This is a genomic window from Winogradskya consettensis (genome assembly GCF_018332715.1).
GTDB lineage: Bacteria > Actinomycetota > Actinomycetes > Mycobacteriales > Micromonosporaceae > Actinoplanes > Actinoplanes consettensis.
Map to the genome: position 1 here is coordinate 395,408 of NZ_BOQP01000017.1, position 26,403 is coordinate 421,810.

Here is a 26,403-nt window from a genome sequence, read left to right on the forward strand (position 1 = left end):
GACCAGCGGTTCTGCCAACGGCTCGACCGACGGTTTGACCAGCGGTTCGACCAGCGGTTCGACCGACGGTTCGGCCTACGCCGAAACCCCGATGCCGGACGATGGGACGATGACCGAGTCCCGGGCCCTGTCCCGTTTCGCCGCGCTGCTCGCCGACGAGACCCGGGCCACCATCTGCCTCGCCCTGCTGGACGGCCGCGCCTGGACAGCCGGCGAGTTGGCCACCCACGCCGGCGTAGCCCCCGCCACCGCCACCGGGCACCTCCACAAACTCGTCGCGGGCGGCATCCTCACCGAGCAACGCCAGGGCCGCCACCGCTACGTCCGCCTCTCCGGCGCCCCGATCGCCCAGCTCATCGAGGACCTGGCCGGCCACGTCCCCGCCCCACCCACCCCGGCCCGGGGCCTGCGGGCGGTCACCGCGTCGGCGGCGCTGGCCCGGGGCCGTACCTGCTACGACCACCTTGCCGGCCGCCTCGGCGTCGCCATCACCGACGCGATGGACCACAAAGGACTGCTCTCCCGAGACCCCGGCTTCACCCTGACCGACCCGGGCCGCGCCTGGCTCACCGCCCTGACCAACCCGGCTGCCCCGACCACCCTTACCAACCCGCCCACCCCCGGCCCGACCGGCCCGACCGGCCCGGGCGCCCCCACCCGCTCCCGGCGCCCCCTCGCCCGAGGCTGCCTCGACTGGACCGAACGCCGCGAACACCTCGCCGGAATCGCCGGCGCCACCCTCTGCTCCCACGCCCTCACCTCCGGCTGGCTCACCCGCATCGGCTCCAGCCGCGCCGTCCGCGTCACCCCCGCAGGCACAACCGCCCTGACCGACCTCCTGGGCCCGCACCCCGCCTGGACCGGGACGTAACAGCCCGCACCCCTCGCCCAGACCAGGCCGTAGGAGCCCGAACCCCGCCTGGACCAGCCGTAGGAGCCCGCACCCCTCGCCGGAAAAGCCCACCCCTCGCCCGGACCAGGCCGCAGCGACCCGCACCCCGCCTGAACTGATCCGTAGCGACCCGCACCCCGCCTGAACCAATCCGTAGCGACCCGCACCCTGTCCGGACCGGGACGCAGCGGCACACGGGTCTGGGTCGGGACGCAGCGGCACACGGACTGGGTCGGGACGTGGCGGTCCAGAGACGGCGTGGACCGGGCCGTAGGGCGGCGATCATGGGGCGACGGGGGTAAACTCGTCGCCGTGGAACAGGTCGTGCCGTTGCTGGTCCTCGCCGCCGTTCTCGTCGCGCTGTTCACCGGTCTCGGCCTGCTGGCGACCCGGGTGCGGCGCAGCGGCGTGGGCCGCGACCTTATGAGCCCGGTCGACCTGATGTACCGCCCTCACGCCCACGAGATGAACCAGCAGATCCAGGTCCAGGAACAACGCACGGTCGCCCTCCCCGCGACCGGCGACCCGAGGCTCTCAGGCCACCGGCAATCCCCGGCTCCCCGGTCACCGGTCACCGGTCACCGGTGATCAACAGCGGTCACCAGCCCCGCACCCGGGGCCAGTAGGCGGTCAGCTCGCCGCCGGGGGTGTCGCGGACGTGGTAGCCGTCGTGCTGGGCGGTGGTGGCGCAGGCGTGGTTGGGCAGGATGCGGAGTGGGGTGCCGACCGGGAGGTCCGGGAGTTTCTCCGCGCTGCCCTCGCGCAGGGCGAGGGTGCCGTGTTCCTGGGAGGCGTCCACCATGAGCAGGTCCGGGAAGATCGTGCCGTCCAGAGCCGTGACCAGGCCGTATCCCTGGTCGACGGGCTGGGCGGCGGTGCCGCGGTCTCGGGAGGTGGCCATCCAGCCGCCGTCCGTCATGATCCAGCCTTTGCCGGGGTTGTGGCCGATGACCGTGACGACCACGGCGGCGGCGATGTCCGCCGGGGTGCAGACTCCGAGGCCGGCCATGACGAGGTCGAACAGGACGTAGTTGCCGGCGCGGACCTCGGTGACGCCGGTCAGGTCGCGGGCGAAGTGCGCGGTCGGGGTGGAGCCCACGCTCACGATCGGGCATTCGTGTCCGGCCGCGCGTAACCGGGTCGCGGCCTCGACGGCGACCGCGCGTTCGTTCTCCGCGGCCGCTTCCAGCTCAGGGATCGAGCGTGCGTGGTAGGACTCGCCCGCATGCACGAGCACGCCGGCGGGTGCGCCCAGCGCCGCGGCGATGTCCAGCAGCAGCGGGTCCCCGGGCAGCACGCCGCCGCGGTGCCCGTCGCAGTCGATCTCGATGAGCGCGGGGGCCGAACCCGCGACCGCTTCGGCCTGGGCGACGCTGTCCAGCAGGACGGTCAGCCGCACGTCGCGGGCCTGCAGCGCGTACACGTCGGGGAGTTTTGCTGGGGCGATGCCGACCGCGTAGAGGATGTCGGTGTAGCCGGCGTCGGCGAAGGCGAACGCCTCCGCGAGGGTGGAGACGGTGATAGGGCCGGGCACGTCGCCGACGACGAGGCGGGCGACGTCCACCGACTTCGTGGTCTTCAGGTGCGGGCGCAGCCGGACACCGAGGCCGGCGATGCGCTCCCGGAGCCGCGCGATGTTCGCCGACGCCACCGAGCGGTCGAGCATCAGGTAGGGCGTACGAGGGGTCGTCACGATCGCCAGCCTAGACGATAAGTCCAGCATCAAGACAGGAAGTCCAAACGTTAGGTTGTGCACAATTAAATTGTGCGCAATTTAATTGCACACAACCTAACGGGACCCTCCGGAGGGCGTGGAAAGCCGGTCGTAATACTGTTTGCCGGGTGCCGCCACCCCCACTCGAACAGGCCCCAGCCGAGCACGACGAGGTCATCGAGCTCCTCCTGCGCCGGCAGACCGCGGCCCTGAACGCACTGCATCATCCGAACATCGCCGGCCCGCAGGACAGCCCGGGCCGCAGCCTGCAGGACGAGCTGGACTCGAAGCGGCACTACGAATGGCTCGCGTTCTTCGACACCATCTGGTTGCCTCTCGCCGGAGCGCTCGCCTACGCCCACCTCAGGGGCATCGCGCACGCGGGCCTCACCCCCGCCGGCGTTGGACTGACCGCCGACGGCCGGGTCGAGCTCACCGGTCTGGTGGGCACCCGGTCCGATGCGGGTTTCTCCCAGGATGTGTACGCCTTCGGCGAGCTCGCGATCGCGGCACTCGACGGCTCCACCGTGCCGCCCGAGGTCCAGGACGTCCTCGACACCTGTGTCTCCCCGGATCCGGCGGTGCGCTACCCGGACGCCGCCGTGCTGGAGCACGAGCTCGCCGGGGCGTGCCGGACCGCCCGGCAGCGTGAGTCCCGCAGCCGCAACACCGTCTGGCTCGGCATCACCCGCGCGGCGGCCGGGCTCGTGCTCGGCGTCGAGCCGCTGCAGGAGACCGACTTCCGGCGCGCCGAGCAGATCATCCTCGATGAGCTCGCCGGCGTGCTGCACACCGATTATTCGTTCGACGCGCGGACCGGGCAGGTCAACGATCAGCGGATCCTGTTCGCCGGGCGCACGATGCTGCTTCGGGCGGCGTCCGATGCGGAGTTCCCCGATCGGGTGCGGATCATCAGTGCGGAGCGCAAGGACGACGTCTGGCTGCGGCGGTGGCGGCGCAAGGCCACCGATCTGACCCGCATGGTGACGTTCCAGTTCGAGGACCCGGGTGCGGAGGCCGCCGGATACGGTCTTGATTTCCTGCTCGCCCGGCTGGAGGAGCACCGTTCGCAGACCCCGGCGGAGAAGCCGGCCACGGATCTCTTCGAGCTCTGGGAACGTCTGCTGGACGCCCGCGAGGCCCTGGAGCGCAGCGACCGTGCCGCGCTGCGACGGCAGGAGGACGCGCTGGTCAGGGTCCGGACGGGCCGCACCACGAACCCCCGGCTGGCCGGGATCCTGCAGGACCCGGGTGCGATCCCGGGCGGCGACGTGGCCGACGTACACCAATGGTCCCGGGACGACCTCGACGACAGTCAGCGAGAGGCGGTCCGCCAAGCTCTCGGGTCGCAGGATCTGGTGCTCGTGCAGGGCGCCCCGGGTTCGGGAAAGACCACGGTCGTCGCGGAGATCGTGCGGCAGGCGCACCTGCGCGACCCGGGCGCCCGGGTCCTCGTTCTCACCCACACCCGGGAAGCCCTGGACCAGCTGGCGGCTGCCGGGGTGCACAGCGCGGAGACGGACCCGGAATCGAGGCGGGTGCTGGGGATCCAGGACGAGTGGCTCGCTGCCGCGTTCCTGCACCCGTCCGCCCTCGTAGCCACCACCATGCGGGAGTTCCTCAGCCGGCCCGGGATCGGCGACCTGGAGTTCGACCTCTGCGTCATCGACGAGGTTTCCCGGGCCACCGCGACCGAGACGCTGGTGGCGCTCGTCCAGGCTCGCAGGTCGGTCCTCATCGGAGACCCGAACCAGCTTCCCCCGGCGGACGAGGTCCTGCTGCGGCAGAAACCGGTGCTGAAGGAGTACGCCCTCACGCCCGCGCTCGTGCAGACGGATGCCGCCGCCCGCACCGGCGCCCACGTGCTGACCGGTCAGCACCGGATGGTCCCCGCGATCGGCGATCTCATCGAGACCTGCTTCTACAGCCGGAAAGGCACCGGGTCGCCCGGACCGGACCGCCCGGTGCTGTGGGTCGACACCACCGGTCTCGGCGATCGGCGCCGCGAGGTACGCGACGACGGCGGTCTGGTGAACCCCGCCGAGGCCGCGGAGGTGGTCAAGCAGCTCGGGACGGTCGCGCCCGGGGAGAAAGTGCTGATCATCGCTCCGTACGCAGGCCAGGTCGACGAACTCCGCAGGCTAGCGGGCGACGCCGAGGTGATCTCCCTGGACGCCGCCGAGGGTCGCGAGTGCGACGTCGTGATCTTCTCCGTGACACGCAGCAACGACAAGGGCGACTTCGGGCTAGTCGGCGAGCCGAACTGGCGCCGGATCAGCGTCGCGCTGTCCCGGGCCCGGTCCCGGCTGATCATTGTCGGGGACGCCGCCTTCTGCCGCAGCCGTCCCGGGGCGCTGCGCGACGTGTCGCTCTACATCGGCGCCCATCCTGAGGAGTGCGAGACCCGTGACGCCGCCGTCTGACAGCTATGCCCGGCCGGGCTGGGACCTCGTGAGAGTCGTCGCCGCCGCCGTCCCCGTGACCCGGATCAGCGCCGAGATCATCGCCCGGGAGCGCAGGCCGCTGCCGCCGGTCGACGACTTCGTGGTGCGCCGGGCCGCGTCGGGCGGGACGACGGTGGGCGAGCTCGCCGCCGCCCTGCACCTGCCGGAGGCCGTGGTCGCCGACGCCGTCGCCGCTCAGCTGTCCGCCGGCACGATCACCTACCGGGACGGCGTCATCGAGCAGGCCCCGCCACGGGCTGCCGCCCCTGTCGAGACGGATCTCCTGCTGCTCTTCGACCGGGCATCCTGGAGGGTCACCGGCTGGGACGACGCCCGCACGATCTCCCGAGCCGACGCCCAGCGCGACGACCTCCTCGTCCTCCCGGAATCACGCGCCGACGCCATCAGTCTCGCCCACGTCCCCACCGAGTCCGTCGAGATCGCAGCCGCCGAGCTCGCGTCCAGCAGCGCCGCAGCCGCCAGCCGGGCAACCGTCAATGCCGCAGACACCGGCACCGCGACCCTCAGCGCCGCACCCGCCAGCACCGCGCCCGTCAATGCCGCACCTGTCGATGCCGCACCTGTCAATGCCGCACCTGTCAATGCCGCAAACACCGGCACCGCGACCCTCAACGCCGCGGCCGCCGGCACTGCGACCCTCAACGCCGCGGCCGTCAATGCCGCACCCGTCAATGCCGCGGACGCCAGCGCCGGGAGCGTCGAGCGAGACGCCGCCGAGGCCGTCGATGCGGGCGTCGAGCGGAAGGTGCTGGTCGTCAAGGCGGTGCGCGAGCGGGCGGGCAAGCGGCTGATGCCCGCGCAGGTGCTCGTCTACGCCGATCAGGAGCGCGAGAACGTGCAGCTCGGCCTGGTCGTCGAGGGCGAGCTGCTGGACGACAGCGTGCTACTCGGGCTGGGTGGCGCCGAGCGGCTCGGGATCGAGCCCGGCCCCATCAAGCCCGGTCCCAGCGAGCCCGGTCCCAGCGAGCCCGGCACCGGCGAGCCCGGAACCAGAGAGCCCGGCACCGGCGAGCTCGACCCGGCGTAGGGCGCGGCGGCGGCGGGCCTCGATCGGGTCGGCGACGGGGATCGCGGCGAGCAGCTCCTTCGTGTAGGCGTGCTGGGGCTGGTCGTACACGGCGGCGACGTCGCCCACCTCGGCAACCGCGCCGTCGTGCATGACCACGACCCGGTCGGCGATCTGGCGCAGGACGGCCAGGTCGTGCGTGACGAAGACCATGGTGAGCTCGCGTTCGAGACGGATGTCCTCGAGCAGGGCGAGCACCTGGGCCTGCGTGGTGACGTCCAGCGACGACACGGGCTCGTCACAGACGATCAGGCGGGGCGACGGGGCCAGCGCGCGGGCGATGCCGACCCGTTGCCGCATGCCGCCGGAGAGCTGGTGGGGGTAGCTGTCGTAGTGCGACGGTGCGAGCCCCACCCGTACGAGCAGAGCCTCGATCTTGACCCTGGGGGCCGGCTCACCGATGAGCCGCAGCGGGTCCGCGATGCTCTCCCCCACCGTGCGGCGCGGGTTGAGCGACGACATCGGGTCCTGGAAGACCATCTGCACCGAGCGTCCGCGGCGGCGGGCGATGTCCGCGCCGGCGAGGGTGATGCTGCCCCTGTCCGGCGGGATCAGGCCGACCATCATCCGCGACAGTGTGGTCTTGCCGGCGCCGCTCTCGCCGACGATGCCGAGCGTCTCACCCTCGCGCACGTCCAGCGTGACGTCGTCGACCGCGGTGAACTTGCGGAATCGCTTGCTCACACCCGAAACCCGCAGCAACGGCCCGCCCTGGATCACGCGCGCCGGTGAAGGCTTAGGCACGGCAGCAAGCAGATCCTTTGTGTACGCGGCCCGCGGCGTGACCAGCACCTGATCGGTGGCCCCGGCCTCGACCACCGCCCCGCGGCGCATCACGATCACGTCGTCGGTGGAGCCCGCCACCACCCCCAGGTCGTGGCTGATCAGCAGCAGCGCCGCGCCGGTCGCCGTACGCACCTCGTCGAGCAGGTCGAGGATCTGCGCCTGCACGGTCACGTCGAGCGCGGTGGTCGGCTCGTCGGCGACGATCAGCCGCGGGTTGCAGGCCAGCGCCATCGCGATGAGCGCCCGCTGCCGCATCCCCCCGGAGAACTCGTGCGGATAGGCCCGCGCCCGCCGCTCCGGGTCCGCGATGTGCACCTGCCGGAGCACCTCGACGGCCCGCTCCCGCGCGGCCTTGCGCGTCGCCCCGGTGTGCAACCGGTAGACCTCGGCGATCTGGTCCCCGACCCGGTGGAACGGGCTCAGTGCGGTCAGCGGCTCCTGGAACACCATCGCGATCCCGGCACCCCGGATCGCGCGGAGCTGGTCCTCGGAGGCACCGGTCAGCTCGAGCCCGTCGAAGTCGATCGAGCCCTCGATCCGCGCCTCCCCGTGCAGCCCGAGCAGGGCCAGCGCGGTGGCACTCTTGCCCGACCCGGACTCCCCGACGATCCCGAGCGCCCCACCGGCCTCGAGGTCGAACGACAGCCCGTCGACAGCTTGCGTGTTGCCGAAACCGATGCGCAGGTCGCGTACCGAAAGAAGGGTCATCTCAATTGCACTCTCGGGTCGACGGCCGCGTAGAGGAGGTCGGCGACGGCGTTCGCGACCACCACGAGGAAGCCCGTGAGCAGGGTGACGCCGACGACGACCGGGAGGTCGATCTGGTTGACCGCGCCGACGAGGAGCTGGCCGACGCCGGGCAGGCCGAACATCGTCTCGGTGAGCACGGCGCTGGCCATGATGGCGGCCAGGTCGATCGCCGTGAGGGTGACGAGCGGGACCAGGGCACCCCTGAGTGCACGGGTACGCACGATGCGCCCCTCCGGGATCCCGTAGGCCCTCGCCGTGCGCACGTGGTCCTCGGCGAGGCTCTCCTGCACGCCGGCGCGGGTCAGCCGGGCGTAGGCCGCGGACTGGATGACCGCGAGCGCGATCCACGGCAGGATCAGGTTCTCCGCCCACGCCGCGGGGTCCGTGGTGAACGGGACGTAGGTGGGGAACGGCAGCCACTGCAGGCGTACGCAGAACAGCAGCAGCAGGAACAGCCCGACCAGGAAGACGGGTACGGCGTAGCCGGCGAGGATCAGCCCGTTGACGATGCGGTCGAGGATCCGGAAGCGGCGCAGCCCGGAGAGCAGGCCCGCGCCGATGCCGACCGCGAGGGAGAGGATCTCGGCGCCGATCGCGAGGGATGCCGAGACGGGCAGCCGGTCGGCAAGGAGCTTGGTCACGGGCTGGTCGGTCTCGAAGGAGTAGCCGAGGCAGGGTGCCGGGCAGTGCCGCACGTCGGGGCCGGCCGGGAAGTCGCGGCCGAGGAAGAGGCCGCGGAGGAATTCCCAGTACTGCGCGGGCGGGGACGCGTCGAGGCCCATCGCGGCGCGGACGTCGGCGAGGCGGTCCGGGGTGCAGCCCTTGCCGCAGGTCAGGATGGCCGGGTCCTTGGGTGCGAGGTAGAACAACGCGTACACGATGATCGACAGTCCCAGCAGGACCACGATGGCGCCGCCGACGCGGCGCAGCAGGTAGCCGGTCATCGCAGGACCTCGCGCTGGCGGGGGTCGACGACCCGGCGGACGCCGTTGGCCACGAGCACGAAGGCCAGCAGCGTGACGAAGAGCAGGGCGCCGGGGACGAAGACGTACATGGGGTCGGCGCGGAACCAGGTCGTGGCGGAGGAGAGCATCTGGCCCCAGGAGGGTGTCGGGGGCCGGACGCCGACCCCGAGGAAGGAGAGGCCGGCCTCGGTGATCATGTTGGAGGGCAGGATCAGCGCGGCGTACGTGAGCACGGGCGCGGCCAGGCCCGGCAGGATCTCGCGCCGGGCGACCAGCAGCGTCCCGGCTCCGGAGACCCGGGCGGCGGAGACGTAGTCGCGGGTCTTGAGCGACAGGGTCTCGCCGCGGGCGATCCGGGCGGTGCCGCCCCAGCCGAGCAGCGCGATGACGACGGCGAGCAATGCGGGCCGGGGCCACGACTGCGGGACGATCGCGAGCAGGGCGATCGCGAGCACCAGCAGCGGGAACGCCAGCGTCAGATCGGTGAGCCGGCTCAGGACCGCGTCGGTGTAGCGGCCGCCCAGCCCGGCGGCGACGCCGATGCCCACACCGATCAGCAGCTGCAGGGCGAGCGCGGAGACGGCGACGCCGAGCGAGACCCGGGCGCCGTAGACGACCCGGGCGAACAGGTCACGGCCGGTGCCGGGTTCCACGCCGAGCCAGTGGTCGGCGGTGATCCCGTGCAGGGGGACGCCGCCGCGGGCGGAGTCCAGCAGCTCCGGGTGGAAGGTGGTCGGATCCTGCCCCGCGAGCGCCGTCAGCAGCGGCGCGAACAGGGCGACCAGCACCATGACACCCGCGATGACCGCGCCTGCCAGGAAGGCGCGGTCATCGAGGAGGCGGCGGAACAGGGTCACTTGACCGAGATCCGGGCCAGGTCGTAGGTGCCCCGCCAGCCGTCCGGCACGGCGTTCTTGACGTTCTTGCCGTAGAGGTAGACGTCCTTCTCGTGGGTGAGCGGGAGGACCAGGGCGAGCTTGCCCAGCTTCGCGTCGAGTGCACCCCAGCGGGCCTGGGCCTCGGCGGGGTCGGTGAGCGCCTGGATCGCGTCGATCTCGGCGTTGACGGCGGGGTCGTTGTACTGGGACTGGTTGAAGTTGCCGCCCGCGGTGATGATCTGGCGGCCGTCGAAGATCGGGATCAGGAACGGGCCGCCGGACGGCCAGTCGGCGCCCCACGTCGCCAGCGAGAGGCCGGGCTGGGTGGCGGGCTTGCCGGTGACGTCGCGGTACGTCGCGGTGTCGATGGCGTTGAGCGTGACGGTGACGCCGGCCTGCTTGAACGCGTCCTGGATCGCGGCGGCGACCTTCGGGCCGATCCCCTCGGAGTCGTCGTTCTCGTGGGCGAGCTCGATCGTCAGGTTGGTGAGACCGGCTGCGGCGAGGACTTCCTTCGCCTTGGCCGGGTCACCGTTGTCACCGGCCGGGAAGTAGTCGTACGCCTGGTAGCCGAGCGCCTTCTGCGGGGGCAGGAACGTCGTCGACGGGCCGGCCACCGCGCTGCCGCCGAGCGCGTTGACGACCGAGGTGCGGTTGATGGCGTACGACAGGGCCTCGCGCACCTTGGGGTTGTCGAACGGCGCCTTCTTGGTGTTGAACGCGAGGTACGTCGTCGACGGGAACTCACCGCGGGCGACGCGCTTGTCCAGCTCGGACCCGGAGCCGAGCTGGGCGAGCTGCTCGGGGCCGACGACCGCGTCGGTGGTGACGGCGTTCGCGTCCTGACCGGCGCCGGACGTGAGCCGCTGGTTGATGACGGCGGCGTCGAGCCCGGACGTCACCTCGATGCGGTCGGGGCACGCGTAGCGCAGGGTGTCGGCGGCCTTGGACCAGTGCGGATTGCGTACCAGTGTCAGGGTCTTCTTGGGTTCGTACTTCTCGACCATGTACGGCCCGGACGAGACCGGGTGGGCCTCGTAGTCGGCGCCCTTGTCCTTCGCCTTCGGCACGGGCGCGAACTGGGTCGCCGTGGCCAGGAAGGGGAAGTCACCCTCGGGCTTGCTGAGCTTGAAGATGATCGTCTTGGTGTCCGGGGTCTCGATGGACCTGAGACCGTCCGGCGCCTTGTAGGGGCCCGGGTAGGCGGCCGCGTCCACGAGCCAGTCCCGCAGGTAGGGCGCGCCGCCCGGCAGCTCCGGGGCGAACGAGCGCTCGATGCCGTACTTCACGTCCGCCGAGGTGATCGGGGTGCCGTCCTCGAAGAAGATGTCGTCGCGCAGCGTGTACTTCCACGTCTTCGCGCCGTCGGACGGGGTGCCCAGGTCGGTGGCGAGGTCGGGCGCGGGCTTCGTGCCGGCCTCACCCTCGAGCCGGTTGCGGGTGGTCAGTGTGCGAAACAGCAGCGACGGGATGTTGCCACCGCCGGAGGTGTAGAGCCGGGCCGGGTCGAGGTGCGTGATGCCACCCTGGTTGAGCACCGAGAGTGTGCCGCCCTGGCAGGTCGCGGGGTCGAACGCCGTCGTCGTGGTGCCGGTGTCGCCGCCACCCTGGCAGGCCGCGAGCGAACCGGCCAGCGTTATCGCGGCAAGGGTTGCGGGCAGGGTTCTGCGCATGGTCGTCCTCGAGTCGTATCGGTCGTGACGAATGCATACCTTACAGATGGGCGCGGCACATCTTGCCAGGGGTTCCCACTATTCCTATCTGCGGAGTAGGGTAGGCGGCCTCACGGATGGAGCCCGTCATGAACACGCTGACCGAACAGGGCGCGGAGCTGCTCATCGCCGGCTCGGCCCTCACGCCGTCCCGGCCGGGCTTCGTCGGCGCCGAGGTGGATCTGCTGCTCTCCCAGCCCGGCCTGCCCGCGCCCCTCGCCGACACCCTGACCGGCGGGCAGGCCCGGCTGCGCCATGGTTTCCTCGCCGCCCGATCGGCCAGGGTCGCGGTGGTGAGCGGCCCGCCCTCGCCCGGACTGGACACCGCCGTCGACCGGATGACCGAGGACCTGCCGATGCCGGTGCCGCTGTTCTCAGGACACGGGATCTCGGTGCTCTCCGAGGCCTCCGACGGCGGGTTCAGCTCCGCGACGGACGGCACCGCGGGCGTACGCGTCAGCCTCGAAGCCGGTGTCGAGGAGGACGGCCTGTTCGGGCTGCGGCGGCGCTGGACCCTCGCCCACGCGCTCGCCCCCGTGCTGGCGGCCGCGTTCGCCAACTCCCCGCTGCGCGACGGCCGCCCGACCGGGTGGAAGTCGGCCCGGCAGGCGAACCGTCAGCTCATCCGGCCCACGGCGGATCCGCGCTCCGACTGGGCCGCCCTGGTGCTCGACGCGCCGGTCGCGGGCGGTGGGCGTACGTTGCGGGAATGGACCCGGGCCGGCACCGGGCCCCTGGTGGCGGACCTGCGTCCCCACCTGGCGACGGTCCGGCCGCCGGTCGCCGCCCGGGGACACCTCGAGATCGACGTTGCCGACCGTCAGCCCGGCGCGGGCTGGCGCGTGCCCGTCGCCGTCATCGCCGCCCTGCTCGACGAACCGCGCGCCGCCGTGCAGGCACTCAACCTCACCGAGCCGCTACGGGGCCTGCCTGGGCTGTGGGAACGCGCGGCACGTGAGGGGCTCGGCGATCCGGTCCTCGCGCGGGCGGCCCGGGGGCTGTTCGTCTCGGCGTACGAGGGGCTGGCCCGCCAGGGCGTCTCCCGCGAGCTGCGCGACGCGGTCGCGGCGTTCACCGACAGGTACGTGATGCGCGGCCGCTGCCCCGCCGACGACGTCCTCGACCGGGCGGTGGTCAGCTAGCGGTGCACCTCGCGTCGGCGCGGTCGATGACCAGGTCCTCCGGCGTCGGGTAGCGGCGCCGGAGCGCGGCGAGGGCATGCTCGTGGCCGATCCGGTTGTACGGCGCCTCGCTCATCCGGGTCACCGACGCCTTGACCGCGGCGGCGAACTCGTACGACCACCGGACCCGGTGCAGCGCCTTGACCACGCGGCTGTCCCGGTCCACCAGCATGATCTCGACGTTCCGGCCGTCGACCGCCGCGTCCTCGTCCGCCCGGTGCGGCTGGTACGTCACCTGCGCCCACGGCATGATCGGGCCGAGCCGGTAGACGAGCACCCCGACATCATCGGCGTCGACCCACGCGAACAGCGTCGGCTTCGCCGTCACCGCGTCGATCTCCAGCGTGTGCGGGCGACTGAGACAGAGCATCAGCCGTACGGGCTCCCCGGCGGCCATCGTCAGCCGGGCCCCCTCGGCCAAGCTGACGCCCGGATCCACCCGGCTGCCCACCTCGGCGATCATGTGCACGCCTGCGAGCCTAGGCACGAACCAGCGCCCCCCGCCGGACTTTCCCGCTGTTGTACCCTCCAGCCCCATGATCAGCTTCCCGGGCAACCCCTGGCCCGCCGGCCACGAGCTCGCCGACCTGCAGTGGACCGCCCGCCTGGAACCCGCCACCGGCCTCTGGTTCGACCTGCACCTGGAAAGCGCCCCCTACGACGCCGACCCGGCTGCGATCGACGGCGAGGACGACTGGAACGCCCCCATCGTCTGGACCAACTACCACCGCTGCATCCTGTCCTCCACCTACTGGGACAACCCCGGCTTCCTGGCCGCGACCCTCCAGCAGCCCCTCGCGAACCTCGACTTCACCGTCGACGTCGTCGAGCAGGAGGAGGACGAGGACCAGGCCTTCGGCATCTACCTCCTCGGCCACGACAGCGTCTCGGACCACCGCATCACCTTCACCCCCAACCCCGGCGGCACCACGTTCCGCCTGGACTGGCGCGGCCGGATCGCCCTGCGCTACTCGGACTCCCTAGCAACCTACGACCACGAATTCATCGCCACGGCGACCGACGTCTCCCTCACCCACATCACGGTCCCCACGGACATGGACGACGACTCAGCCCGCACCATGCTCGCCGCCCTGATCCACCCGCTGCCCGCAACCACCCTGCATCGGGCTACACCGCGTCAGCGATGACCGAGGCGATCAGGAATCCCCCGAACCCGATCACATAACCGATCCCGATCCCGACAGCCCGCCGCCCCGGCCTCAGCGCACAAGAACAGGCGGCCACCGTCGTCCCCGCGGCAGCCGCCAGCAACGGGCCGACGGCCACGAGCATCTGCCCGTTGGCCGTACAGATCAGGTGGGAATCGGCGTCCCCGCACCCGTCACTGGCCATGGGGAACACGAACAAGCTGAACAGCGCTGCCAGCCCGGACCCACCCGCCAGCACCACCACCGCCACGATGGCACCAACCAGGCTCCCCGTACGCCGCTCCGGCACCTGACTCACGCAGCGTGACGCTACCCCATCACAACCCTCTCCGCGGGGCGCTATGCCAGCAAGAACCAGCGCAGGGTGGCCGCCAGCCAGCTCGCCTCACGCTTGTTCCACTGTAGATCCCAACAACACCCCCCAGGTGACCGGCGAGTTCCGGCAGGCTCACACCGGGACACATCAGCGCCCCGGTCGGGGTCCTGGCTGCTACCTTGCCCGCCGTGGACGATCACGAGTGGACGCTTATGCAGGGAGCGTGCGGGCCCGCCACCGAGGTTCCCACTCTGATCCGAGCGCTTCGCGACGGCGGCCCGGACTCGCGGGAGCAGCTCGAACGCGAGCTGAGCGACCATGTCCAGCACCAGGGCCAGCTCTATCCACCGGCCGTCCCCACGGCGCAGCTCCTCATCGACGCCCTCGCCGACGAGGACACTCACGATCGCCTCCTGGCGTGCGAGCTGCTGCAGACGATCGTCGAGAACGCGCACCACTACGAGGGCGAAGACTTCGCGGAGCCGACGCTGGGTGAGCTCAGCGCGGCCCGCGCCGCGTGGTGGTCACGCCGGCGGCGCGGCGCCGCCCACGAGCCGGTCGCCCCGGACCCGGTGGACCGGGAGGCGCACGAGGCGGTGCGGGCGGGAGTCCCGGCGTACCTGGAGGTCCTGCGGAGTGGGGATCGGCAGCTGCGTCGGGGCATGGCGACGTTGCTCGGGCATTTTCCGTCCGCCTGGCCGGTCATGGCGGCGGAGTTCGCCGAACGGCTCGCGGAGGAGGAGGATCCCGAGGTCGCGGCGGCGATCTGCCTGGCGGTCGGGAGGACAGGGCGGCTCGGGTACGGCCGGGTGGCGGCGGCTGCGGGTCTGTGGCGGGGGCACGGCGATCGGTACGTTCACCGGTGCGCACTGGCCGCGCTGGCTCGCGTGGTGGCCGAGACGGACACGGCGATGCTGGTGGAACTCGCCGACTGTCTGGTGACGACGGACGGCGGCGACTGGCAGAGCCCCGAGACCGTGCTGGCCGGGACCGCGTTCGACGCGTTCGGGAGGCGCCGGCCGGCCGAGGTCCCGGCGCGGCTCGCGGGGCTGCTGACCGTGCGGCTGCGCGATCAGCAGGGCCCCGAATGGTCCTACCTGGCCGTGCGGCTGCTGCTCGACATCGCCTTTCACGAGGGACCACTGCCCGACGGCGCCGGATTCGCGGGTCTCGACCGGGTCCAGCGGGACGCCGTGCTTGCCCTGATCGACACCGAGGTGCTGCTCTGGACGGAAGCCATCTGGCGGGATGTCGCCGAGTGCAACCTGCCGCACGTTCACGACGAGTTGTTCGCGTGGGTGGCTGGTCAGCCGGCGTTGTTCTGAACGGTGATGATGAGTTTGCCGCCCTTGGGGGTCTGGTGGCGTTCCAGGTCGGTGAGGGCGGGGATCGCTTCGGTGAGCGGGGCTGTGCGGGCGATCGGGATCTGGAGGATTCCGCGGGCGGCGAGGCGGGCGGCCTGTTCCAGGTCGTTCGTGACGGGCTGGGAGATCATGACCTGGTACGGGCCGGGGAGGGCGCTCCGGGCGAACTTCGCGGGGGTGGGGACGATGTCGATGATGCGGCCGCCGGGTTTGAGCAGGGTGTGGGCTGTTCGGCGCGGGAGGGTGCCGGGGGTGTCGAGGATGAGGTCGAAGCGGTCCTTGAGCTCTGCCGGGTCGAAGTCGAAGGCGACGATCGGGGCGATGCCGAGGTCGCGGGCCGCGTCGGAGGCGGTGGCACGGCAGCTGCCCGCCACTGAGGCGCCGTGTGACAGGGCGATCTGGACAGCCGCGCGGCCGACGCCGCCGAGGCAGCCGTTGATGAAGACGGACTGGCCGGGTTGCAGGTTTCCCTTGGTGAACAGGGCCTGGACGGCGGTCAGCCCGACCACGGGGAGCGCCGCGGCCTGCTCGTAGGAGAGGTCCGCGGGCTTGAGCACCACCGACTTCTCGTCGGCGAGGACCAGCTCGGCGAATGCTCCCGCACCCTTGAGACTCGTGCCGCCGAGCACCTCGTCGCCGGGGTGGAAACGGGTGACGCCCGCGCCGATCGCCTCGACGATGCCCGCGAAGTCGTTGCCGAGGCCGCGCGGGAAGGTGCGGCCGGTCATGACGCGCATGTCGCCGTTGCGGATCTTCCAGTCCATGGCGTTGGCGGCGGCTGCTCGTACGCGTACCAAAATCTGGCCCTTGCCTGGTTGTCCGGGGTTGAAGTCTTCCAGGCGCAGGACCTCGGGGCCGCCGTAGCGGTGGTACTGGATGCGCTTCATCAGGATCTCCGAGCGTTGATGTCATTTGATGACATGACCGTAGCACGGCGATGTCATCGAGTGACATGACGTGGGGCACACCTAGACTGGGAGGATGGGACGTTGGGAGCCGGGGGCGATGGGGCGGCTGCAGGAGGCCGCGCTGGACCTTTACCTGGAGCGTGGGTTCGAGCAGACGATGGTTGCTGACATCGCCGGGCGGGCCGGGGTCACCGCGCGTACGTTCTTCCGGTATTTCACCGACAAGCGTGAGGTCCTGTTCGCCGGGGCGTCCGAATTGGAGCGCAGGGCCCTCGAAGCCCTGGCGGAAGCCCCCGCCGACGCGTCGGCGCTGGATGCCGTGACGGCCGCGCTCGACGCGGCGGCCGAGGTGGTCGGTGGCGACCGGGAGCTGGCGCGCAAGCGGCAGGCGGTCATCCGGGCCAACCCGGAGCTGCAGGAGCGGGAGCTGATCAAACTGGCGTCGCTGGCGGCCGGGCTGGCCGATGCGTTACGGCAGCGGGGCGTCGACGCGCTGGAGGCGAGGCTGGCCGCGGAGGTCGGCGCCGCGGTCTACCGGGTCGCGTTCGAGCAGTGGATCGATGACAGTGAGGGTGGCACCGCTCGCGAGGCGCTGGGCCGGCTGCAGCCGATGATCAGGGATTGGGCCGGAAGCTCGCGTAGATGAGCTCGATGTCCTTCTTGCTGGAGGACCAGTCGGCGGCGCGGGTGGCCCAGTAGATGCCGTACGCCTGGTGGGCCGACGTGATGACGCCGCGGTTCAGGACGTGGCGGGTGCCGCCGTCGCTGTAGGTGTACTCCCAGTCCGCTGCCTTCTTGAAGTACTTGACTTCCTTGATGCTGATCTCGTGGTAGCCGCGGAGGTCGCCGCTGGAGGACCGGGCCTCGGCCTTGCCCTCCCAGTCGGCCTTCGGGTTCTTGGCGGGCGTGTTCGTCTGGTCGATGCCGAGGACGTGGCCCTTGCCGTCGCGGAAGTAGACCATCCCCTTCGACGTGGCGCCTTCTTCGAGGGTCCGCTTCCAGCCGATCGGGACATACAGCGAGAAACCCGTTTTGTCCTTGTACGCCTTCCACCCCGCCGGAAGCGCCGGCAAACCACCGGAGGCCGGGGACGGGGACGCCTTGGTGGGCGACGGAGCGACAGAGGACGGCGTAACGGCTGACGACGGCGTAACGGCCGAGGGGGCAGCGGAAGGGAGGGCCGAGGCCACCGGTGGCGGTACGGCGACGGGCTTGGCCGGGTCCGGCCGGGTCAGGGCCCAGGTCGCGCCCGAGCCGGCCAGGATGACGACCGCCGCGGCCGTGACGAGCAGCGGGCGGCGGCGACGGGACGGCTCGGCCGGCGGGGCGGCGGCTTTCTGCAGGCGGCGGCGCGTTTCCGCGGTGTCGATGCGCTGGGAGGGGTCCTTGCGCAGGAGGCCTTCGAGGACCGGCGCCATGCTGCCGGCCTGCTGCGGCGGGTCCGGCTCGTCGGCCGCGAGGGCGGTCAGGGTGCCCATGACAGAGTCACGTTTGTACGGTGAGCGACCCTCGACAGCCGTGTAGAGCGTCGCGCCGAGCGACCACAGATCCGACGCCGGGGAGTCCGTGCCGTCGCGGGCTCGTTCCGGGGACATGTAGTGCGGGGAGCCCAGGACCAGCTCGGAGCTGGTCGTGATGATGCTGTCGCCCTCGATGGTGGCGATGCCGAAGTCGGTGAGGACAACCCGCCCGTCGGTGCCGAGCAGGACGTTGGCAGGCTTCACATCCCGATGGCGTACGCCCGCCAGGTGAGCCGCCTCCAGCGCGTCGAGCACCTCGAGCCCGAGCACGGCCGCCCAGCGCGGTTCGAGCGGCCCGTCCTCGGTGATCACCTGCTGCAGCGAACGCGACGGCACGTACTCCATGACGATCCACGCGCGACCGTCGTTCTCGACCACGTCGTAGACCTGGGCGACGTTGGGATGGCTGAGCTGGGCCGCCGCCCGCGCCTCCTGCACCGTACGCCGGTGCACGGAGTCGCGTTCGGCGGCGACCAGATCATCGGGGAGCACGATCTCCTTGACCGCCACGTCCCGATCGAGAACGCCGTCGCGGGCCACCCACACCTTGCCCATACCACCGGCGCCCAGTGGCTCCCCCAGCACGTATCGCCCGGCGACCTCAACAGGAGCGGCAGTCATGCGACTCGATGTACCCCGCAACCGGCGAAGGCAACCTCAGGGCTTGAGCAGCACCTTGGTCCAGCCGGCCTCGCGCTTGTCGAACCGCTCGTAACCCTCGGCGGCCTGCGACAGCGGCAGCTCGTGCGACACGAGGAACGACGGCTGCGCGCGGCCCGCGATGATCAGGTCGCGCAGCCGGCGGTTGTAGCGCTTGACCGGCGCCTGGCCCGTACCCATGTGCTGGCCCTTGCTGAAGAACGTGCCGTAATGGAAGGCGATGCGGCCCTCCTTGGCCAGGTCGGAGGTCGCGCCCGGGTCCTCGGGGACGTAGACGCCGACCACGCCGCGGCCGCCGGTCGCGTCGAGGATCTGCTGGGCCGGGTCCGCCTTCGAGAAGTCGACCGGCGTCGCGCCGATCTTGCCGGCGAGGTCGAGGCGGTCCTTCTGCTTGTCGACCACGAACACCTCGGCGGCGCCGCGGATCATCGCGCTGTGCGCCGCCATCAGGCCGACCGGGCCGGCACCGAACACGACCACCTTGTCGCCGGGCTGCATCCGGGCGAGCTCGGTGCCGTGCCAGCCGGTCGGGAAGATGTCCGACAGCATGGTGAAGTCGTTCTCGTGCTCGGTGCCCTGCGGCAGTTCGAGCAGGTTGAAGTCCGCGTAGGGCACGCGCAGCAGTTCGGCCCGGCCGCCGTCGTAGGGGCCCATGTTCTCGTGGCCGAGGACCTTGCCCTCCTCCACCGACGTGCGCCCCTCGTACATGTGCAGGTCGGACCCGCAGATGTTCGTGGTGGTGTGAGCCGGCCTCCTCCACGATTGGTTACGTAACCGGGCTACCCGTCGGCGAGCTGCGGAAACGTCGCAGGGCCGGGGTCGTGACGGCGATCAGGCCGGTGGCTACGAGGGCCGCCGCTCCCCCGATGACCAGGGACGCGCCGCCGGAGGTGGCCGAGGCGACCAGGCCGGCACGGAGGTTGCCGAGCTCGGGGCCGGCGACACCGACGATGTTCTCCAGGACCGAGATCCGGCCCAGGTACGCCTGCGGCGTGGCGGTCTGCACCACGGTCCCCCGGGACACCACCGCCCACGTGTCGGCGGCGCCGGCGAGCGCGATGAGGCCGAGCACGGCGGGCAGGGCGGTTGCCAGGCCGGTCAGTCCGAGGGACGCCGCCCATACGGCGCCGCAGATCAGCATCACCACGCCGGCACGGGGACGGCGGGTGATCGTGCCGGACAGGATCGACGCCAGGACGCCGCCGACCGCGAGCGCGGTGGTGAACAGGCCGAGGATCTCGGGGCGGTCGCCGAACTTCTCGGCGTTGAGGACGGGGAACAGCGCGATCGGCATGGCGAGCAGCGTGGCCGCCAGGTCGGCGAGCAGGGAGCCGCGGACGGCGGGGGTGCTCACGGCGTACCTGAGGCCGTTTCTGACAGCGCTCAGACCGGGACTGCCGTCGGCGGGAGTGACCCCGCGCGGCAGGCCGGCCAGCCCGACGATGGAGGCACCGAACGTGACGGTGTCGATGGCCAGGCACCAGCCCACGCTCGTGGCCGCGGTGAGCAGGCCGGCCAGGGCCGGGCCGAGCAGCATGGCGAGCTGGAACGACAGGTGGTTGAGGGCCAGTCCCGCGGCGAGGCGGTCGCCCTGGAGCAGGCGTGGAATGAAGGTCCGCTTGGCGGGCGCGGCCAGGGCGCCGCAGCAGGAGGCCGCCGCGGTGAGCAGCAGCATCGCCGGCACCCCGCCGGTGCCGGTGAAGGCAACGGCGGTCATGAGGACGCCGACCGCGATCCGGGCGTAGGTGAGGCGGATCGCCAGCAGCCGCCGGTCGACGTGGTCCAGGAAGGCACTTCCGGCCAGGCCCAGCACGATCATGGGTACGCCCGCCGCGAGCCCGACGAGCCCTACCATCGCCGCGTTGTGCGTGCTCTGCCACACGAAGTAGATGACCGCGAAGTTGCCCATCTGGCCGCCGAAGCCCGACGCCGTACTGCCGAGCCAGAGCCGCCGGAACGCGACGTTCTCGCGCAGCGGCCGCAGATCCACGAGCGAGTTCACTGCAGGTTGTCCTGGAGGCGGTCCGGGAACGAACGGCGGGCAAGGGCGGCGCGGATGTCCTCGACGACCTTGGTGAGCGGGTAGGGCAGCTCGGCGTCGAGCGCACGGACGGTCGCCTCCGTGGCGCGCCACTCCGCGTTCATGAACGGCACGATCTCCGTCGCCCGCGCCGTGAGCTGAACCCGCCGCGTCCGTCCGTCGGGGCCCTCCGCGCTCTCCACGAGCCCGGCCGTGCGCATCGCCGCCACCGTCTGGCTCATCGCCGAGTGGGTGACGCCGCGGCGATCGGCCAGCTCCTGGATGGTGTGCGGGCCGAAGCGGCCGAGCGCGATCAGCGGCCCGACGAACCGGGTCCGTACACCCTCGATGCCCGCCTCGGTGTAGAGCGCGGCGATGTCCCGGTCGAGCTCGCCCAGCAGGGCGTGCACCGGCGACCAGTAGTTGCTGTCGAGCAGGTCCATGCCGAGAAAGTAACAGCGCTTATACAAATTGCGCGACCTGATTTAAACTTCCGGACGTGGATGACCTGTTGTACGCCCAGAGCCGGGTAACCGCCCTCGGCAACGCGTGGTGCCTGACGTTCATCAAGGGCGTCGACGAGCGCTCCGCGCTGCTGCGGATGGGCGCCTACCCGGACACGATCGCGGTCGCCCCGGACGTCCAGGACCGCGCCGTGGCGATGACGCTGGGCAAATGGGCGCTGGTGATCGAGCCGCGCGGCGTCGCGGGCGGTGACCATGTGCTGCTCGAGGAGGTCTCGCGCGGGACGGAGGCGCTGTCGGTGCTGCGGGACGACCAGGCCACGCCGCGGTTCACGTACGCGCTGGACGGCGCGGTCGCGGTCGCGTTCGATCCGGCGTACCCGGCGCCCGAACTGACGTGGGGCACCCAGCCGGACATGCTCGCCCACCTGACCCGGGCGATCGGGCTGCGCGAGCCGGACGGTGAGGACGACGAGACCTGGCGTGATGCCGAGGCGAAGGCCCTGGTCCTGGCGCAGCGCCTCACCAACGCCCGGGTTCCCGCCGACGCCTTGACCGCGCCACGGCTGTCGGCCCAGCTGGAGCCGTGGTTCGTCGGCGGCGTCCGGCCGGGTGATCTGCTGCGGGCGCGAGGTCCGCTACCGGCCGGGGGTCGCGACCTCGCTCTGACTCTGCTCCGGGAACAGGCCGCGAAACTCGGCATCGCCGACGCTCCCGGCCTTTCCAAGACACTTTCCTCCGGTGGCCCTGTTCGTGTGGAGTCCGAGCTCGGCCGCCAGGTGCGCGTCTGGCTGGCCGAGCCCGGAACCTACGGCGCGTTCACCACGGCCCTGCGCGGGGTGCTCGACCCCGACCCGGATGTGGCCCTGCGCGCTGCCCTTCGCCCGCTCTCCCCCGAGGAGCGCGCCACGTACCTCTAAGCCGACTCCTGGACCGAAGCCGACGCGATGACCTCGCGGTCCTCCTCGCGGTGCTTGCGGTACTGCCCGATGGAGTACGCGAGTGCGGCCGCCCACACCACGTAGATCACCGCGTAGACGCTGTAGCGGACCGCGTCCGGCGCGTCGATCCAGTCGCTGCGCAGCAGGGTACGCACGTTGGTGAGGATGATGACGCCGCCGACCGCCGAGCCGAGCACCCGCGGCGGGATGTGGCGCACCAGCCAGGCGGCGACCGGGGCGGCGATCACCCCGCCGAGCAGCAGCGCGAGGACCCACGTCAGGTTGATGTCCTCGGAGCCGATCCCGACGAAGAAGCCGATGCTCGCCGCGATCGCGACCAGGAACTCGCTCGTGTCGATCGAGCCGATCGTCTTGCGGGGCTCGAGCCGGCCGCTCGCGAGGATCGCCGGCGTGCCGACCGGTCCCCAGCCCCCGCCGCCGGTCGCGTCGACGAACCCGGCCACGACGCCGAGCGGCGCGAGGAACCGTTTGCGCAGCGGCTTGCCGAGGTTGCCCTTCGGCAGGCCGAGCGTGGTGAACCGGATGAAGACGTAGAGCCCCAGCACCAGCAGGATGATCGACATCAGCGGCGCCGCGGTCGCCGTGTCGAGCCCGGACAGGAACGTCGCGCCCGCGAACGCGCCGACCGCGCCGGGCAGGCCGATCTTGAGCACCACCCGCCAGTCGACGTTGCCGAACCGCCAGTGCGAGAAGCCGGACATCAGCGTGGTGCCGATCTCCGCCAGGTGCACGGTCGCCGACGCCGCGGCCGGGTTGGTGCCGATCGCCAGGAGCAGTGTTGTGGACGTGACGCCGTACGCCATGCCGAGACTGCCGTCGACGAGCTGCGCGCCCAGTCCGACCAGGGCGAGCAGCAGCAGCCTACGCACGGGCCGGTCCTGCCGGGATGTCACCGCGCAGGGTGATCCGGTGCATGACGCGCCGATCCGTTCCGTAGTCGCGGTTGGCGTAGTGCGCGGTGCTGCGGTTGTCCCACATGGCCACGTCGCCGAGGCGCCAGCGGTGCCGGACGATGTGCTCCGGTTTGGTCAGGTGGGCGTAGAGCAGGTCCAGGATCGCGCGGCTCTCGAACTCGGAGACGCCGACGATGTGCGAGGTGAAGCCCGGGTTGACGAAGATGCCCCTGCGGCCGGTCTCCGGGTGCACGCGGATCACCGGGTGCTCCACGGGGTCGAGGCGGGTGACGATCTCGCCGTCCCATTCGTTGCCCTGCCCGCCGCGGCGCTGGGCCAGGTAGTAGCCGAACTCGCGGGTGCCGTCGTGCACGGCCGTGAGCCCGTCGACGAGTTGCCGTACGCCCGGCGACAGCGATTCGTACGCCAGCTGCGCATCCGCCCAGTTCGTGTCGCCGCCGCTCGGGGGCAGGGTCACCGAGCGCAGGATCGAGCCGAGTGGCGGGCGGCGCATGAACGTGACGTCGGTGTGCCACACGTCGGCGAAGCCGTTGTCGGTGCTGTCGAGGGCGTACACCTCGGGGTGGGCCGCGTCGACGCCGCCGACCACCGGGTGCGAGGCGGTCAGCTCGCCGATGCGCCGCCCGAGGGTCACCTGGCCGTCGTCGTCGAGGCTCTGGTCGCGGAAGAACAGCACCTTGCGGTCGACCAGCGCGGCCCGGACGGCGGCGACCTGCTCGTCGGTGGCGGTGGCCAGGTCGACGCCGTGCACGATCGAGCCGAAGTGGGGGCCTAGCGGTTCTAATTGGAGGGCGGTGATCGCTGCGGTCATGCGGGGACTCCTTCGGGGCCGATCGCTTTTTCAGAGACAGTTGCCGCTTCGCGGACGGCGTGGCCGATCTGGGAGCGCAGGGCGGCGTACTCGGGCAGGCCGCGGAGCTCGTCCGGGGCGAGACCGTCCCGGGGCAGCCCGACCTTCAGGTCGAGCGCCACCCGCCCGGGCCGGGCGGTGAGAACCACCACGCGACTGCCGAGGAAGACCGCTTCATCAACACTGTGGGTGACAAATACACAGGTACGCCCGGTGCGCGCACTCACCCGCCGCAGATCCTCCTGAAGCCGCTCGCGGGTGAGCGCGTCCAGGGCTGCGAACGGCTCGTCGAGCAGCAGCAGCGGGTTGTCGACGGCGAGCGCCCGCGCGATGGCGACCCGCTGCTGCTGGCCGCCGGAGATCTGCCAGGTGCGCCGGTGCGCCACGTCGTGCAGGCCGACGCCGGCGAGCAGCTCGTCGACGCGGTCGGTGGGCAGGCCCGCGTACCTGAGTGCCAGGGCGACGTTCCCGCCGACGGTCTTCCACGGGAAGAGCCGAGGCTGCTGGAACACCAGCCCGGCACCACGGCCGGGTCGCGGGGCGCGGCCGCCGGTCAGGACCGTACCCGTGGTGGGTTGCTCGAAGCCGGCGATGAGCCGCAGCAGGGTGCTCTTGCCGCAGCCGGACGCGCCGACCAGCACCAGGAACTCCCCCGCCGGCACACTCAGGCTGACCGGCCCGACCGCGGTGACATCGCCGTAGGAGTGCTCGACGTTCGCGAGTTCTACCGCCGCGCTATCCGAGGACATCCGGCAGGCCCTTCACGTAGATGGACTTCTGCACGGTGGTCAGGTCGGGGACCGCGTCGATCTTCTGCTGCTCCTTGAGGAACTGCGCGGCGCTGACCAGGTTGTCGGCGAGCTTGCCGACCTTGGCCTCGGTGCCCAGCCACTCGTCGCTGGAGATGTCCGCCGGTTTGAGGAAGACACCCTGGCTGAGCTGGTTCTGCGCGTCCGCGGGGGTCAGGTTGAGCTCCTGCGCGACGGACTTCGCGGCGGCGGCCGGGTCACTGGCGATCAGGTCCAGGGCCTGCGCCTCCACCTTGCGCCACGCGTCGACGGCCTCCGGGTGGGCCGACGCGAACGCCGTGGAGACCACCCCGAGGTCGAGGGTCGGCTTGCCCGCGGTGGCGAGCTGCCGGCTGCTGATCAGGACCTTGCCGGTCTTCTTCAGCTCGTCGAGCGAGGGCAGCCACGAGTACGCCGCGTCGAGGTCACCGCGCGTCCAGGCGGCCAGGATGTCCTGCGGTTCGAGGTCCACGATGGTCACGTCGGACTCCGCGACGCCGGCCTGCTTCAGCGCGGCGAGCAGGCTGTAGTGCGCGGTCGACGCGAACGGTGTGGCGACCTTCTTGCCGCGCAGCCCGGCCACATCGGTGACGCCGGAGCCGTTGCGGGCCACCAGCGCCTCGTTGTCACCGGCCACGTCGAGCACGAACGCGACCTGGTACGGGATGTTCAGCGGCGCCGAGAGCCCCCGCGCGACCGGGCTGGATCCGATGGCGGCGATGTCCAGGCTCTTCGCCACGAACGCGGTGTTGATGCTGGCACCGGAGTCGAACTTGGTCCACTTGATCTCGTAGTCCGGCAGTGCCTTCTCCAGCAGCCCCTGGTTCTTCACGACCAGGTCACCACTCGGGAACGCCTGGTACGCGATCCGGATCGTCTTGCTGTCCGGGCTCGTGTTACCGCTCGCGGCACCGTTACCGCAGGCGGCGCTCGCCAGCAGCAGCGCAGTGGCGGCAGCGAGGACGGGCAGAAGTCTTCTCATGGGGATTGTCCTTAACTACGGCCCCGCCACGGGATCAGCCGAGTCTCGGCCGTCCGCAGCAGGGCGTCGATGAGCAGGCCGGAGAGGCCGATGGCGAACAGTCCCAGCACCACGACGTCGGTCTGCGAGTAGCGCTGCGCGTCCCGGATGAGCCCGCCGATCCCGGGCACCCCGTTGATCGTCTCGGCGGCGACCACCGACGAGTACGCCACCCCGACGGCGAGCCGGATCCCGGTGAAGATCTCCGGCAGCGCGTTCGGCAGCACCACGTCCCGCACGATCTGCCAGCGCCCCGCCCCCAGCGCCCGCGCCGCCTCGACCAGCCCGGTCGGCGCGGAGTAGACGGCCGCGGCCGTGGCGACCGCGACGGGCGGCAGGGCGGCGATCGACAGCAGCCACAGCTTGGGCGTCTCGTCGATGCCGAACCAGATGATGAACAGGCTGAAGTACGCGAGCGGGGGTAGCGCCCGCACGAACGTGACGACCGGCTCGGCGACGACCCGGATCCAGCCGACGGTCCCCATCACCACGCCGAGCACCAGGCCCGCGGCGACACCGATCACCGATCCGATCAGGATGCGGCGCAGGCTCACCCCGAGATGCTCGATCAGCAGATGCCCGCTGTACCCGCGGACACCGTCGTGGGTGGTCGACGTGACGATCAGCTGGTGCCACACCGCGCCCGGGCCCGGAATGAACACCGGATTGCGGGTCACCCGGGCGGTGATCTCCCAGAGGGCGTACAGCACGAGCAGCGCGACGACCCGCAGCAGCACCCGCCGCCTGCCACCCTTCGCCCGGGCCGTGCGAGCGCCGCCGGTGGCCGGCTCCGTGGTGGGACGCACGGGCGCGATGATGCTCACGGGACACTCCTTCTTCGACGGCAGGCCTCGATCATGGACACCTGTCGGATGCCGCCCCCATTTCCTACCCTGCCCATCGGTATTTAGGCAATCACGGAACGCCGTCCGTCCCGCTCTCTGGGCCGCACCCACGCTCCCTGGGGCTCCCGGTCGGGCTCTCGCCGGCTCTCCCGCCCGCCGAATTGAGCTGCGATCCCCGTACGCCGCGGCTATC

General features: G+C 71.5%; 25 protein-coding genes. 8 read left to right on the forward strand and 17 right to left on the reverse strand.

All coding sequences use genetic code 11. The features are described 5' to 3' along the window. The first annotated feature begins 109 nt into the window (after window positions 1-109). Together Aco04nite_RS18905 and Aco04nite_RS18910 are read left to right on the forward strand one after the other, a co-directional pair. Entirely contained in the window at window positions 110-871 is a 762-nt protein-coding gene (locus Aco04nite_RS18905) for an ArsR/SmtB family transcription factor (protein ID WP_212998531.1), read from the forward strand. A 333-nt stretch (window positions 872-1,204) separates the two neighbouring features. Next, on the forward strand, window positions 1,205-1,480 hold the full coding sequence (locus tag Aco04nite_RS18910) for a hypothetical protein (RefSeq protein ID WP_212998532.1): 276 nt from the start codon (window positions 1,205-1,207) through the stop codon (window positions 1,478-1,480). Between the two features lie 10 nt (window positions 1,481-1,490). Here Aco04nite_RS18910 and Aco04nite_RS18915 read toward each other — a convergent pair whose 3' ends face one another. Further along, window positions 1,491-2,585 carry an alanine racemase gene (locus Aco04nite_RS18915; protein WP_244876101.1) on the reverse strand — a complete coding sequence of 365 codons (1,095 nt, stop codon included), beginning with the start codon at window positions 2,583-2,585 and terminating at the stop codon, window positions 1,491-1,493. Between the two features lie 149 nt (window positions 2,586-2,734). On the opposite strand from Aco04nite_RS18915, the gene Aco04nite_RS18920 reads away from it, so the two are divergent. Beyond that, window positions 2,735-5,029, forward strand: a complete 2,295-nt coding sequence (locus Aco04nite_RS18920; RefSeq protein WP_212998533.1) for a DEAD/DEAH box helicase — start codon at window positions 2,735-2,737, stop codon at window positions 5,027-5,029. Between the two features lie 925 nt (window positions 5,030-5,954). On the opposite strand, the gene Aco04nite_RS18925 is transcribed toward Aco04nite_RS18920, so the two are convergent. The 4 genes from Aco04nite_RS18925 to Aco04nite_RS18940 are packed head-to-tail and all read right to left on the reverse strand — an operon-like array spanning window position 5,955 to window position 11,189. After that, window positions 5,955-7,631: a dipeptide ABC transporter ATP-binding protein gene (locus tag Aco04nite_RS18925; RefSeq protein ID WP_212998534.1), complete on the reverse strand. Its 1,677-nt coding sequence runs from the start codon at window positions 7,629-7,631 to the stop codon at window positions 5,955-5,957. Further along, window positions 7,628-8,617, reverse strand: coding sequence for an ABC transporter permease (locus Aco04nite_RS18930; protein ID WP_212998535.1), 990 nt, complete (start codon window positions 8,615-8,617; stop codon window positions 7,628-7,630). Before Aco04nite_RS18930 ends, Aco04nite_RS18925 begins: the two co-directional genes overlap by 4 nt. After that, window positions 8,614-9,495 carry an ABC transporter permease gene (locus Aco04nite_RS18935; RefSeq protein WP_244876102.1) on the reverse strand — a complete coding sequence of 294 codons (882 nt, stop codon included), beginning with the start codon at window positions 9,493-9,495 and terminating at the stop codon, window positions 8,614-8,616. The genes Aco04nite_RS18930 and Aco04nite_RS18935 overlap by 4 nt, the downstream gene beginning before the upstream one ends. Further along, window positions 9,492-11,189 (reverse strand): ABC transporter substrate-binding protein, encoded by a 1,698-nt coding sequence (locus Aco04nite_RS18940; protein WP_212998536.1) that lies wholly within the window; start codon window positions 11,187-11,189, stop codon window positions 9,492-9,494. Before Aco04nite_RS18940 ends, Aco04nite_RS18935 begins: the two co-directional genes overlap by 4 nt. A 128-nt stretch (window positions 11,190-11,317) precedes the next feature. Between Aco04nite_RS18940 and Aco04nite_RS18945 the strand changes: the two genes are divergently transcribed. Beyond that, window positions 11,318-12,370: a glutamate-cysteine ligase family protein gene (locus tag Aco04nite_RS18945; protein ID WP_244876103.1), complete on the forward strand. Its 1,053-nt coding sequence runs from the start codon at window positions 11,318-11,320 to the stop codon at window positions 12,368-12,370. Here Aco04nite_RS18945 and Aco04nite_RS18950 read toward each other — a convergent pair. After that, complete coding sequence (locus Aco04nite_RS18950) at window positions 12,363-12,872, reverse strand: hypothetical protein (RefSeq protein ID WP_212998596.1); 510 nt, start codon at window positions 12,870-12,872, stop codon at window positions 12,363-12,365. The two genes, Aco04nite_RS18945 and Aco04nite_RS18950, sit on opposite strands and share 8 nt — an antisense overlap. 73 nt (window positions 12,873-12,945) lie before the next feature. On the opposite strand from Aco04nite_RS18950, the gene Aco04nite_RS18955 reads away from it, so the two are divergent. After that, window positions 12,946-13,557, forward strand: a complete 612-nt coding sequence (locus Aco04nite_RS18955) for a hypothetical protein (protein ID WP_212998538.1) — start codon at window positions 12,946-12,948, stop codon at window positions 13,555-13,557. On the opposite strand, the gene Aco04nite_RS18960 is transcribed toward Aco04nite_RS18955, so the two are convergent. After that, complete coding sequence (locus Aco04nite_RS18960) at window positions 13,538-13,876, reverse strand: hypothetical protein (protein ID WP_212998539.1); 339 nt, start codon at window positions 13,874-13,876, stop codon at window positions 13,538-13,540. The genes Aco04nite_RS18955 and Aco04nite_RS18960 overlap by 20 nt on opposite strands. 206 nt (window positions 13,877-14,082) lie before the next feature. Here Aco04nite_RS18960 and Aco04nite_RS18965 point away from each other — a divergent pair, with 206 nt between their 5' ends. Then, on the forward strand, window positions 14,083-15,219 hold the full coding sequence (locus tag Aco04nite_RS18965) for a hypothetical protein (protein ID WP_212998540.1): 1,137 nt from the start codon (window positions 14,083-14,085) through the stop codon (window positions 15,217-15,219). Here the strand turns inward: Aco04nite_RS18965 and Aco04nite_RS18970 are convergent. Continuing rightward, complete coding sequence (locus Aco04nite_RS18970; RefSeq protein WP_212998541.1) at window positions 15,201-16,145, reverse strand: NADP-dependent oxidoreductase; 945 nt, start codon at window positions 16,143-16,145, stop codon at window positions 15,201-15,203. The genes Aco04nite_RS18965 and Aco04nite_RS18970 overlap by 19 nt on opposite strands. A gap of 94 nt (window positions 16,146-16,239) precedes the next feature. On the opposite strand from Aco04nite_RS18970, the gene Aco04nite_RS18975 reads away from it, so the two are divergent. After that, entirely contained in the window at window positions 16,240-16,812 is a 573-nt protein-coding gene (locus tag Aco04nite_RS18975; protein WP_212998542.1) for a TetR family transcriptional regulator, read from the forward strand. Here Aco04nite_RS18975 and Aco04nite_RS18980 read toward each other — a convergent pair. From Aco04nite_RS18980 to Aco04nite_RS18995, 4 genes are read right to left on the reverse strand one after another with little or no spacing between them, the layout of a single operon-like run. After that, the gene (locus tag Aco04nite_RS18980; RefSeq protein WP_212998543.1) at window positions 16,781-18,307 is read right to left on the reverse strand and encodes a serine/threonine-protein kinase; all 1,527 of its coding nucleotides are present in this window, start codon (window positions 18,305-18,307) and stop codon (window positions 16,781-16,783) included. The genes Aco04nite_RS18975 and Aco04nite_RS18980 overlap by 32 nt on opposite strands. Before the next feature lie 36 nt (window positions 18,308-18,343). Next, window positions 18,344-19,054 (reverse strand): zinc-binding dehydrogenase, encoded by a 711-nt coding sequence (locus Aco04nite_RS18985; protein ID WP_212998544.1) that lies wholly within the window; start codon window positions 19,052-19,054, stop codon window positions 18,344-18,346. A gap of 58 nt (window positions 19,055-19,112) precedes the next feature. Then, a complete protein-coding gene (locus tag Aco04nite_RS18990; RefSeq protein ID WP_212998545.1) occupies window positions 19,113-20,348 on the reverse strand; it encodes an MFS transporter in 1,236 nt (411 codons plus the stop codon). After that, window positions 20,345-20,809 carry a MarR family winged helix-turn-helix transcriptional regulator gene (locus Aco04nite_RS18995; RefSeq protein WP_212998546.1) on the reverse strand — a complete coding sequence of 155 codons (465 nt, stop codon included), beginning with the start codon at window positions 20,807-20,809 and terminating at the stop codon, window positions 20,345-20,347. Before Aco04nite_RS18995 ends, Aco04nite_RS18990 begins: the two co-directional genes overlap by 4 nt. Before the next feature lie 56 nt (window positions 20,810-20,865). On the opposite strand from Aco04nite_RS18995, the gene Aco04nite_RS19000 reads away from it, so the two are divergent. Next, window positions 20,866-21,750, forward strand: coding sequence for a DUF6461 domain-containing protein (locus Aco04nite_RS19000; protein ID WP_212998547.1), 885 nt, complete (start codon window positions 20,866-20,868; stop codon window positions 21,748-21,750). Here Aco04nite_RS19000 and Aco04nite_RS19005 read toward each other — a convergent pair. From Aco04nite_RS19005 to Aco04nite_RS19025, 5 genes are read right to left on the reverse strand one after another with little or no spacing between them, the layout of a single operon-like run. After that, window positions 21,747-22,661, reverse strand: coding sequence for a sulfite exporter TauE/SafE family protein (locus Aco04nite_RS19005; protein WP_212998548.1), 915 nt, complete (start codon window positions 22,659-22,661; stop codon window positions 21,747-21,749). The two genes, Aco04nite_RS19000 and Aco04nite_RS19005, sit on opposite strands and share 4 nt — an antisense overlap. Further along, window positions 22,654-23,517, reverse strand: coding sequence for a TauD/TfdA dioxygenase family protein (locus Aco04nite_RS19010; RefSeq protein ID WP_212998549.1), 864 nt, complete (start codon window positions 23,515-23,517; stop codon window positions 22,654-22,656). Before Aco04nite_RS19010 ends, Aco04nite_RS19005 begins: the two co-directional genes overlap by 8 nt. Beyond that, window positions 23,514-24,305, reverse strand: coding sequence for an ABC transporter ATP-binding protein (locus Aco04nite_RS19015; RefSeq protein ID WP_212998550.1), 792 nt, complete (start codon window positions 24,303-24,305; stop codon window positions 23,514-23,516). Before Aco04nite_RS19015 ends, Aco04nite_RS19010 begins: the two co-directional genes overlap by 4 nt. After that, the gene (locus Aco04nite_RS19020) at window positions 24,292-25,326 is read right to left on the reverse strand and encodes a taurine ABC transporter substrate-binding protein (RefSeq protein WP_212998551.1); all 1,035 of its coding nucleotides are present in this window, start codon (window positions 25,324-25,326) and stop codon (window positions 24,292-24,294) included. The genes Aco04nite_RS19015 and Aco04nite_RS19020 overlap by 14 nt, the downstream gene beginning before the upstream one ends. 11 nt (window positions 25,327-25,337) lie before the next feature. Beyond that, window positions 25,338-26,189, reverse strand: a complete 852-nt coding sequence (locus Aco04nite_RS19025) for an ABC transporter permease (protein WP_212998552.1) — start codon at window positions 26,187-26,189, stop codon at window positions 25,338-25,340. Window positions 26,190-26,403 lie beyond the last annotated feature (214 nt).